Source organism: Kitasatospora sp. NPDC036755 (assembly GCF_040636595.1).
GTDB lineage: Bacteria > Actinomycetota > Actinomycetes > Streptomycetales > Streptomycetaceae > Kitasatospora.
On the sequence record NZ_JBEZUT010000368.1, the window covers coordinates 1 to 8,105 of the forward strand.

Sequence of the window (8,105 nt, forward strand, 5' to 3'; positions counted from 1 at the left end):
CAGGCGCTTGGCGGGTTCGGACAGTTCCTCGGGCAGCTGCTTCCGGGCGGCACCCACTGCGGCGCTCCAAAACTCGAGAAACGGTGGGCGGGGGGCGCTGAGCGCGGTGCCGCTGCCGCCGTGGTGGATCGCGGCCGCGCAGGTGTCCAGCAGGGCCCGCCACGGGACCCAGCCGTACGCCCGAACGTTGTCGGGGAGGGTGTCGAGCGTGCCCAGGTCGAGTTCACCGGTGGCCAGCACGAACTCCGCGTCGACCTCGGCGGCCGCCGCGATCACCCGCTCGATCCTGGTCAGGCCGTCGGTCTTGGGCGGGACGGTGCCCAGGGTCACCGCCACTCGCGGGCGGTCGGCGGGCACGGCGAGCCGGGCGGGGAGTTCCCCGTCGCCGTTGTAGGCCCCGGGCCGCATCGAGCAGCCGTACCGCTCCTGCCCGGCCATGCTGGGCGGCGCGAGGTCGATGACCTCGGCCGGCTCCGGCAGCCGGTCGATCCCGTGCCGGGCGAAGGCGTCCGCCATCTCCGCGAGCATCAGCGCCCGCAGCTTCGGGGTGCGGACGAAGCCCAGGTCGTGCTGGACGGCGGGCACGCCCAGGCGGGCCGCCGCGAGCAGGGCCACCGGGAACTGGTAGTCGTACACCACCAGGTCCGGCCGCCACCGCTCGGCGAGCTCGACCGTCTCGTCGGCCACCCGGCTGTTGACGAGGGCGGCCAGCGGGACGAACGCCTCGCGGTCGGCCGAGTTGCTCTCGACCACCCGCCGCATCAGGTCCGGCCGCCGGGTGCGGCCGGCCTCCCGGATCTCCTTGCGCCAGTCGACGCCCGGCGCGATGGACAGGTACGGCAGCCCGGACCCGGCGACCGACTCGCCGCCGTCCATCGAGGCCACCGCGACCTCGTGGCCGAGCTCGTGCATCGCCTCGGCCAGCGGGACCAGCGGGAAGAGATGGCCGGCGCCGGGTGCGCCGGCGAACAGTACACGCATGAAGGAACCTCGGACGTCGCTACGGGGTGGCTCGGTGGGGGACGGTTCGCCGCGGGGGGTCAGGAGGCGGCCCGGTGCAGGGCGGCTTCCATGCCGTTCAGCACGGCGTCGCAGTCGCGCCGCAGGGTCTCGGCGTCGACGGCGCTCAGCAGGTAGACCCCGAGCCAGTTGCGCGACCCGGCGGACGGGTCGAAGGCGGGGACGGTGCGGCCCGCGGGCATCGCGAACGCGGGCACGGCCTCGATGGTGCTGCCCGGGGACAGCAGGGCCTGCCAGTCCACGGCCTCCGGGTTCCAGACCGGGCTGGTCCGCCAGGGCACGCCCGCCGCGTCGGTCGGGACGACGGCCAGCGACGCGGCGGCCCCGGACCCGACGACCGGCATCACCGCGGGGTACTCCACCCGCTCGCCGAGCAGCTGCCGGACCAGCATGCCGATCGGGTCGAGCCCGAAGACCTCGTGGACCTGCCGGGTCGTCAGCAGGCCGCCGAACCGGGCCGCGGTCTCGATGACGACCAGCTCGCCGTCCTTCATCAGCTTCAGCTCGGTGTGGGTGCCGCAGTTCTCCAGGCCGAGCGCGTCGACGGCCCGCCGGGTGACCTCCTCGATCCGCCGCTGCAAGGGCACCGGGAGGACGCACGGCGAGGTGCTGGCCACCTCGACGAAGGAGGGCACGGTCGGCAGCTTGGCGGTGATGGCCAGCGGGCGGTGGACGCCGTCCGCGACGATCCCCTCCACGCTCACGTAGTCGCCGTAGCCGGGCTCCTCGTACCAGCCCTCGGTGGAGCCCTGGGCGATCGACTCGACCAGGCGGTCCCGGTCGGTGTCCGCGGCGTAGAGCTCGTTCATGCCGACCTGGCTGCCGGCCCGCAGCCCGCTCTCGATCCCGGCCCACGCCGGGGCGGCCTGCTCGACCGAGTCCAGCACGATCTGGGCGACCGACCCGGCGCCCCAGGCCGGCTTGAGCAGCAGCGGGGGCTCCAGCTCGGCCAGCGCGCCGGTCAGGTCCGCGAGGCTGTCGACCCGGCGGAACGCGGGGATCGGCACCCCGGCGGCGGCCCACGCCTCCCGCATCAGCCGCTTGTCCCGGGCGCGGACGATCCCCTCCCCCGGGCCGGCCAGGTTCAGCCGGCGCGCGGCGTGCGCGACGGCCAGCACGGCGAACTCCGAGAGGGTCAGCACCGCGTCGGCCCCGATGGCCTTGGCGTGCTCCACGATGAGATCGACCAGCTCCTCGCCGCGCGGGGCGTCGGGGACCAGCTCGATCCCGGTACAGCTGGGCCGCCACACCTCCTCCCCGGCCGCGGGCAGCGGCGCCAGCGCGAGGACGTGCAGTTCCCCGCAGGCGGCGATGCGCGGGAACGCGTAGTCCAGCGGGGCGCCGCCCTTGACGTAGACGTACAGGATCTTGTTCAACGTACTCTCTCCTGAAGGAAGTTCACTGGTTCGCGGGCATGCCGACGCACGGGCCCGCGCTCACGCGGGCCCGTCGCGGCCGGGTCAGCCGGCGGTGCGGAAGGGGCGCAGCTGCAGCAGGCTGACGCCGTCGCCGTCGATCGCCCACTCGATGTCGACCGGGGCCGCGTACGTCTCGTCGGGCGAGAAGTGCGCCTGCAGCAGGCGGCTGATCAGGGCCAGCCGGCGCACCAGGTCCTTGGTCCCGGCGTCCAGGTCGGTGGCGGCGCTGCCCAGCGAGACCGTCCGGCTGCCGCCCTCCATGGTGTTGCACAGGTACTGGAGCGGGGCGCCCCGGCCGGAGACCACGTCGGTCACCGAGCGCGGCGAGATGTTGAGGTAGACGTTGCGGAAGTCCTGCGGGCTCAGCGGGTTGCAGGTGACCAGCACGCCGCCGACGGTGGCGCCGACCTGCTCCTGGACGATCACGGCCATCCGGCAGTGGTCCAGCGGGATGCCCGCCTGGCTGCGCAGCAGCACCGCGCGCGGCGAGAACAGCGAGGCCCAGACCTCCCGGACCGCGTCGAGGACCGCCTCCGGGCCGCTGACGTGCGCCACCGACTCGTAGAGTCCGGCGGCGGAGAAGCCGGGCAGGTCCTCGGCGTTGGAGGAGCTGCGGACGACCTGGACGCGGGCGCCGTAGAGGTGCCGGTCGAGCGCCCGGTCGACCTCGGCGCGGATCGGCTCGGGCAGCGGGGCGGTGCGGATCAGCCGCTGGACGTCGAGGCAGAGCTCCTCGGTCCGCGGGCCCTCCTCCCCCGGCGGAGTCCCGTCCCGGAGGGCGGAGTCCAGCCGGTCCACGGCGGCCCGGAGCTCCGGCGAGGAGTCGAGGAAGCCCTGCTGGAGCGAGAAGGGCAGCACGATCCCGCGCGGTACGTGGGCGTACTCCTTCACCAGGATCCGCACGGCGTCGTCGAGTTCGACCGCGTCCGCGTCCTCCGGGAGGCCGAGCTGGCGGGCCAGGTAGCGCAGCAGGTCCGCCCGGGGCGGCCGGGGCAGCTGGTAGAAGCCGAGCCAGCGGGGCGAGCCGTGCTGCAGCAGGTGGGTGAGCTCGCCGAGGTTGGCGGCCTTGGTGCCGAAGCGGACATGGTCCCCCTCGCGCAGTTCGGACAGCGGGGTGACGGCCGTGGGCGCGAGGTCGGGCAGGTCCACGGTGATGCGCTCGGCCGCGAGGGCCGGCCGGGCCTCCCCGGGGCCGCCCGGCTCGGCGGCTTCGAGGAGGAGGTCCCCGCCGTCGGCCTCGACCCGGTAGTGCACCCAGCGGCCGGCCAGCCCGGCCCGGTCGATCCGCTCCAGGGCCCCGATGCCGACGGCGTTGGGGATACCCCACCCGGTGGCCATCACGTTGATGTGGGAGAGCGGCGTGGTGTGCTCGGTGTGGATGATCCCGGACACCCGGGGGATGTCCTCGGGCACCCGGGGCATCACCACGATGTCCTGCCACTCCAGCGGCTCGGGGTCGGCCCGGTACTCCTCCTCCGAGCGGTACACCCGCAGCCGCCCGTGGGCCGCGCCGGCGCTCAGCGGCACGAAGGAGGCCGTGGAGTAGAGCTCGTGGGACAGGACGCGCGGGATCTCGCTCTCCGGGATGTCCGCGAGGTAGCCCTCCTGCTGGTGGCCGGCCGGTTTGAGGACCAGCCGCAGCGCCGGGTCGACGTGCTCACGCACCCGGTGGAAGAAGAAGCGCAGCATCTCCCGGGACATGGTGTCGACGTCGACGGTCTCCAGGGACAGGAAGGTGTCGGCCCGGTCGCCGTCCTCCGCCGCCGCGCGGGTGTGCAGTGCGAGGGTGCCGAGATAGAAACGACGGTCGGGATTCCGGTAGACGTCGTCATTGAAGGAATCGAGCCGGCTCGCCAGTTCGTCGATCGACATGCCGAGGATCTCGCACCCGACGTACTTGACGTGGAGGGTGCCGTCGGCGCTGTCGATGAAGTGCAGGACCGACTCCTCGCGGTCGAACACGATCTTCACATAGGGATAGCCGCCGACGTGGCCGGCGAGTCCGGAGAAGTCCTCAAGGGTGAGATCGTCACCCGGGAGGCGGGGCCGCGTGGTCGCGTCGTTGCGATCCGAACGGGTCATGCGCACAGTTCAGCCATTCGTCATCATGTACACGATCAGTGCATCTGGCACAGAAGGGTCGGGTACGACCACCCACACAGTGCCATTCAGTATGAACATTTGACGAATGATCACATGACATCAGGCCATCAGGAATCGTTCCGGCCATCAGAATGTCGTCAAGGCGGCCCCGACCGCGCGTCAAGCCGTGGCAAAGGTCACATGACGGGAGATCGCCTTCACTTGATGAACGATCGAAGATTTCCGGAATAGGTGATTCCTGTACGACCTCAGGCGAACGCGGGGACAATCGCCCGGAGGAAGTGGCGACCCGGGGCGCCCCGGGGGCCGCGAACCGGCGATCCCCGGGCATGCCCGCTGTAACGAGTGGTAGGTACACTGGGCCGCATGAGCAAGAAGGAGGCACTGACCCGGGCCGCTGCCGAACTGCTGTGGGAACGTGGCTACACGGGCACCAGCCCGGCCAAGGTCCTGGAGCGCGCGCACGCCGGCCAGGGCAGCATGTACCACCACTTCTCCGGCAAGGCGGACCTCGCCCTGGAGGCCATGGCGTGGATGAGCGAGGAGCTCCGCGCCCGCGCGGAGGGCGCGCTGGGCGGCGAGGGCGGGGCCGTCGCCCGCGTCAACGCCTTCCTCGACCTCGAACGCGACCCGCTCGCGGGCTGCCGCATGGGCCGCCTGACCCAGGACTACGACGTCGTCACGGACGACCGGCTGCGCGCGCCCCTGGCCGAGTTCTTCGACTGGCTCGACGGGCGGCTGACCGAGGTGCTCGCCGAGGGGGTGCGCAGCGGAGAGCTCCGGCCCGGCACCGATCCGGCGGCCACGGCCTCGCTGGTCATGGCGGCGGTGCAGGGCGGGTACGTCCTGGCCCGGGCGGGGCAACGGCCCGAGGCGTTCCAGCGGGCGGTCAAGGGTGTCAGGCTGGTCCTGGCCGGCCTCCAGGCCGGTTCCGACCAGGGCCGTTCCTGATCCGTCATCGGGGCCGTCATCGGATCCGGTGACGGCACCGGTGACGGCGTCGGCCTCGGGGCGGCCCGGCGCTGTCACGGCGCCCGGCGGGCGGCCGCGGCGACGAGCACGCAGGCCGAGCCCGCGGCGGACGCCGCCGCCAGGGCCCACCAGACGGCGTCCGGGAGCAGGCCGAACAGCACGCCGCACAGCACCGGCCCGGCCGCGGCCCCGAGCGAGACCCCCATCTGGCTGACGGCCGTGGCCCGCTGCTCCCGCCCCGGATGGGGCAGTCCGACGACGTAGTGCAGCAGGCCCGCCCAGCCCCAACCGCCGCCGTAGGCGAGCAGGGCGCCGAGCAGGGTCGGCACGGGGCCCGGGCGGGTCAGCAGCACGGCGCCCACCGCCCCGGTCGCGAAGAGGCCGACGAGGACCGGCCAGGCCAGCCGGGGAAGGCGGCCGACCAACCAGCCCACGCCGAGCCGGACCGCGATGTTCAGCGCGGCGCCGGCGGTCGCCACCGCGCCGGCGAGTTGCAGTGAGGCCCCCCGGGTGGTCAGCGCCAGCACCAGGAAGCCGCCCAGTCCGTTGCCGACCAGCGCGCCGAAGAAGCCGGCGCAGCTGAGGGCGATCAGCCGGGCGTCGGCCTTCAGGGGTGCGCCGGCGCCCGCGGCGGCGGCCGGCTGCCGCCCTTCCGCGGCCGCGTGCCGCACCAGCAGGACCGCGCCGAGCCCGCACGGCACCGCGGTGGCGGCGAACACGCCGCGCCAGCCGACCGGCCCGGCCAGCAACGGCATCGCCGCGCTGGCGAGCAGCGTCGCCGTCGGCACCGCGGCCTGCTTCAGGCCGAACGCGAAGGCCCGCAGCCCCGGGGCGCACCGGCGCATCAGCAGCGCGTTGGTGTGCGGCTGGGTGTACCCGTAGGCGAGGCCGCCGAGGGCCGAGCTGATCCAGAGTCCGGTGGCCGGGGCCCCGGCCGCACCGAGCAGCCCCGCGCAGGTGGCCCCCAGGGCGACCGCCAGGGTCCGTTCCACTCCGACCGGGGAGGCGGACCGCCTGCTGACGAAGGCCCCCGTCAGGGAGGCCAGCCAGTAGACGGCCAGGACGGCCCCGGTCCGGGTGGCGCTCCAGCCCAGTTCCGCGCAGATCAGGCCGTTCGCGGCGCCGGGGAGGAAGACCGGCAGCGAGGTGAGGACGGTGACGCCCGCGACGCCCAGGGCCGTCGGCAGACCCGAGGCACCGGCGCGCACCGGGCCGGACCGAGGGGGCCGGACGAGCGTGCTCACCGGGCCAACGCCTCGATCCGGACGGCGCGGTGGAGTGCCGCGCCGTCCAGCAGGGCCCTGGCGATCGCGTCCGCGTCCCCCAGCGTCACCGAGTCGACGCCGGGCCGGACCCCGGCGGCCGTCGCCCAGTGCACGCCCTCGGTGGGGACGCCGAGGGCGTACCGCGCCGGGTGCACGATGCCGCGCGCGTCCACGAGGCGGCTCGGCCGCTCGGTCACCGCGAGCGCTCCGGTCTCGTGGTGGCCGCCGTCCGGGTCGGGGATCCGGTACGGGGCCGCCCGGCCGGTCGCCAGGAGTCCGCGCAGCAGCGGGTCGGCGGTGGTGCGCACGTCCGGACTCTGGACGCGGGCCTCGATCAGGGTGGTGACCGCGATCGGCGGCCCCGGCACCACGGACGAGGAGACGAGGAACCCGTCCTGCCGCGGGGCCGGCACCACCCGCATCCCCGGGCCCACCAGGGTCACCAGTCCGGCGCGGACCAGTGCGGCCAGCTCCGCGATCCGGCGCCCGGGCGGGCCGATCGACAGGGCCGCGTTGAACGGCGAGAACCAGCCGGTCAGTTCCTGCCGGTAGGACTGGCCGGTGATCCCGGCGTGGTCCACGACCTGGCGGATCTCGTTGCGCAGATCCCGCAGCGCGTCGAGGGCCGCCTTCACCGGATCGTCGTTGTTGCCGCCCCTCGCCCGTGCGGCGTCGCGTTCGAGGTGCTCCACCAGCCACCGGCCGAACTCCCGCCGCCCCCGCAGGGCCTGCTCCCCGTACGGGGTCTCGACCTGCCGCCAGTCCCACTGCTCGGCGGCCGCGATCCCGTGCCGCCTCAGCAGCGTCTCCGGCAGCGGCAGGTGCGCCGGGGAGGAGAGGCAGGCCCGGAGGAAGCCGTTCACCGAGTCGGCCGGGGCACGGCGCTCCCGCAGCAGCGTGCGGTAGTAGACGATCTCCACCTCGCGGGCGACCAGTGGCCACACGTCCCGGCGGAACCGCACGTCGCCGTGGGAGGCGGCGCGGGCCCGCAGCCCGCGGACGGCGGAGGCGGTGAGCAGCAGCGGCCGGTGCCGTTCGCCGAGCTCCTTCTGGTTCTCACCGCGGGCCTGGTACGGGAGGCCGCGGCGGGATCCCGCACAGATTCTCGGCTCCCGGCCCGAGGGGTGGTAGTCGAGGCGCCCGTCGGCGCGTTGCTCGAACACCCCGCCGCGGCCCTCGGTGAACAGGCCCAGATAGTCGAAGAACGCGAGCCCGAGGCCGCGCAGCGCCATCCCACGTCCCGTTCGACACGGTGCCCAGCCCCGGCCTGACCGCCGACGACCTGGCCCGCTTCAAGGTCCTGCTGCTGCCCAACCTCCAGGCGGTC

The 8,105-nt window shown here is 74.2% G+C and carries 6 protein-coding genes; 1 reads left to right on the top strand and 5 read right to left on the bottom strand.

Annotated elements, in window-relative coordinates; all coding sequences use genetic code 11:
* From AB0E96_RS35200 to AB0E96_RS35210, 3 genes are all read right to left on the bottom strand, one after another.
* Positions 1-981: nucleotide disphospho-sugar-binding domain-containing protein (locus AB0E96_RS35200; protein WP_359829902.1), on the bottom strand; the 981-nt coding region annotated here is incomplete at its 3' end.
* 59 nt (positions 982-1,040) lie between these two features.
* Complete coding sequence (locus tag AB0E96_RS35205; protein ID WP_359829904.1) at positions 1,041-2,396, bottom strand: ATP-grasp domain-containing protein; 1,356 nt, start codon at positions 2,394-2,396, stop codon at positions 1,041-1,043.
* A gap of 84 nt (positions 2,397-2,480) precedes the next feature.
* A complete protein-coding gene (locus tag AB0E96_RS35210) occupies positions 2,481-4,520 on the bottom strand; it encodes a PEP/pyruvate-binding domain-containing protein (protein WP_359829906.1) in 2,040 nt (679 codons plus the stop codon).
* Positions 4,521-4,907: 387 nt separating this feature from the next.
* Here AB0E96_RS35210 and AB0E96_RS35215 point away from each other — a divergent pair, with 387 nt between their 5' ends.
* On the top strand, positions 4,908-5,492 hold the full coding sequence (locus tag AB0E96_RS35215; RefSeq protein ID WP_359829908.1) for a TetR/AcrR family transcriptional regulator: 585 nt from the start codon (positions 4,908-4,910) through the stop codon (positions 5,490-5,492).
* Positions 5,493-5,566: 74 nt separating this feature from the next.
* On the opposite strand, the gene AB0E96_RS35220 is transcribed toward AB0E96_RS35215, so the two are convergent.
* Complete coding sequence (locus AB0E96_RS35220) at positions 5,567-6,757, bottom strand: MFS transporter (protein ID WP_359829910.1); 1,191 nt, start codon at positions 6,755-6,757, stop codon at positions 5,567-5,569.
* On the bottom strand, positions 6,754-8,010 hold the full coding sequence (locus AB0E96_RS35225) for a hypothetical protein (RefSeq protein WP_359829912.1): 1,257 nt from the start codon (positions 8,008-8,010) through the stop codon (positions 6,754-6,756). Before AB0E96_RS35225 ends, AB0E96_RS35220 begins: the two co-directional genes overlap by 4 nt.
* Positions 8,011-8,105: the final 95 nt, after the last annotated feature.